Raw genomic sequence first — 1,612 nt, forward strand, 5'->3', positions numbered from 1 at the left:
CTATGTTCGAACCTCGAAAACAATCTACTACAATAACAAACCGACAACCTCGTAAAATTCGTTCTGATAAAAAGAAAGACGTAAAAATCCCCATAAATGAAATGCAAAGACAATTAATAAGAACATCAGCCTTCCAACAAGGAATAACTACTACACAATATATGTCCAAACTAATCACAGAACATCTCAGAATTGATTATATAAGCGAAATACATGCGTATGAATATAAAGACACTAAAAAGTACATTCATGCGAAATTGGAGCAGGAAACACATTCTAAGCTTGTCCAATTAGCTATTGAATGGGGAGTGTCACAAAGAGCAGCAGCAACACGCATTTTATGCTTTGCATTACGTACTATGTGAGAGGTGACAGTATGTACAGTAAATATGATGTGATGACTAAAGAAATTCAACTTATGAGCGTTACCAATTGGTGGGAGAAGGCAAAAATTGAATGGAGTTTAAAAGAGAAATATAAGTTTGAAGTTAAAATGTTAAAGATATATCTTTTCCGTATGAGTATTATCATTGAGGACATGGAAGAGGAAGAATGCGAATGCACAGCCAGCGATTTAGCTGAAATACTCGTTGAGGACTTTCTCGAACACATCAGATCCAAGAATAGTATGGAACAGCTGTATCAGATCCTAGAGGGTAAGAAGCACTATACAGATTATGATTTAGAATTTGATGAGAATGATGACCAGTACGGAACGATTACTGTAAAGATTAGCAGGAGGACATTAAGACGAATCGAAGTGTTCTTTTCAGATATGGCCCATACATTTCCACTACATGGCTACACAGCAGATAAATTGATTAATATTTTGATGTGTGACTACATGAAGTTCTATGCCGAAGAACCGGGAAAAAAGCTGTCCTTATTGAAAAGAAGATTTTCATGATGTTTAGAATTCCTATTTTCGGGATGTTTAAAAAATGAAATCTTTGACCACTCTTGTACTAAGAACTTAAAAACAGGAGTGATTAAGATGAGATGGCTTATTTCTGGTAAAGGGAGAAAGTCAAAGCTCTCCAATTTTCTGGAGAAAAACAAAATTACTCAACAAGAATTAGCAGAAAGAAGTGGAGTTAGCAAGTCTACGATCAGTCGTGTATGCCAAGGAGATAAATTTTCACCAACTATGAAAAATGCACAAAAGATTATTAAAGCATTGAAGAAATTAACAAATAAAGATGTCCATTATGATGATTTCTGGATGTAATTAGAAATTAATCTTACAATTCCCTCCTTGAATTGGTATGATTTACCTATTAAGGAGGGAGATTTTTGAGTTTAAATATGTATCTAGGGGAAGTACATACCCAAACGCAAAGTATGAATGCTATATGTACCGCTACCATTCAAGGTATGGAACAAGCTATTCAGTCGATTGATGCTTTTACCAGTGATACCGTTCTACAAGGGCAAACTTACGATAGTGCAAAAGCATTTTTCGCAGAAACTTTTCGCCCTTTAGCACAAGGAATCATTTACTTATGTGAAGAATTAATCCGTCAGAACGATGCCTTTCCAAGTCAATTTCAATCAAAGGTAGCTTCAACGGATGTAATCGAACAAGAAATATTAGAACAAATTCAAGAAATTG

4 protein-coding genes are annotated in these 1,612 nt (G+C 34.9%); all 4 read left to right on the forward strand.

The genetic code is table 11. The annotated features are described in order from the left end of the window. The first annotated feature begins 2 nt into the window (after window positions 1-2). Window positions 3-365 carry a hypothetical protein gene (locus tag C564_RS37200; protein ID WP_018768239.1) on the forward strand — a complete coding sequence of 121 codons (363 nt, stop codon included), beginning with the start codon at window positions 3-5 and terminating at the stop codon, window positions 363-365. 11 nt (window positions 366-376) lie between these two features. Beyond that, entirely contained in the window at window positions 377-907 is a 531-nt protein-coding gene (locus C564_RS0131415) for a hypothetical protein (protein ID WP_018768240.1), read from the forward strand. Between the two features lie 87 nt (window positions 908-994). After that, entirely contained in the window at window positions 995-1,228 is a 234-nt protein-coding gene (locus C564_RS0131420) for a helix-turn-helix transcriptional regulator (RefSeq protein ID WP_018768241.1), read from the forward strand. Between the two features lie 65 nt (window positions 1,229-1,293). Next, a partial coding sequence (locus C564_RS0131425; RefSeq protein WP_018768242.1) for a T7SS effector LXG polymorphic toxin occupies window positions 1,294-1,612 on the forward strand: 319 nt, incomplete at its 3' end.

This window comes from Bacillus sp. 105MF (genome assembly GCF_000374885.1).
Classification (GTDB): domain Bacteria; phylum Bacillota; class Bacilli; order Bacillales; family Bacillaceae_G; genus Bacillus_A; species Bacillus_A pseudomycoides.

Bases quoted from the DNA above. Each gene is read 5' to 3' on its own strand.
- C564_RS37200 (WP_018768239.1), top strand. From the start codon at position 3: ATGTTCGAACCTCGAAAACAATCTACTACAATAACAAACCGACAACCT.
- C564_RS0131415 (WP_018768240.1), top strand. From the start codon at position 377: ATGTACAGTAAATATGATGTGATGACTAAAGAAATTCAACTTATGAGC.
- C564_RS0131420 (WP_018768241.1), top strand. From the start codon at position 995: ATGAGATGGCTTATTTCTGGTAAAGGGAGAAAGTCAAAGCTCTCCAAT.